Genomic DNA, 246 nt, shown 5'->3' on the forward strand with positions numbered 1-246 from the left:
AGTGATCCCGACGATGAGCTCCTTTGGCTAAGCGGCCACAATATTCGATCTGTGTGAGTCTTTGCGAGCAGTTGTAGTGATAAATGGTTTTATTACTTTTAACATCTTTTACTTCGGTGTACCCTCCAAGATGATGGCTGAGGTCATCTAAGCTATTGAGGAAGTACTCAAAAGAGTAGGTTCGAATGAGTTTTGCTGTTGGTCCCACAGGTTGTTCAATGTATTTGACGCGATGGCGTCGGGGAT

Annotated in this window: 1 protein-coding gene; it reads right to left on the minus strand. The window is 44.3% G+C overall.

Features of this window, described 5'->3' with window-relative positions; genetic code table 11:
• On the minus strand, positions 1 to 246 hold a 246-nt coding region (locus tag AOM43_RS08585; RefSeq protein WP_152618852.1), incomplete at both ends, for a hypothetical protein.

Origin of the sequence: Parachlamydia acanthamoebae, from assembly GCF_000875975.1 — a bacterium.
GTDB classification, from domain to species: Bacteria; Chlamydiota; Chlamydiia; order Chlamydiales; family Parachlamydiaceae; genus Parachlamydia; species Parachlamydia acanthamoebae.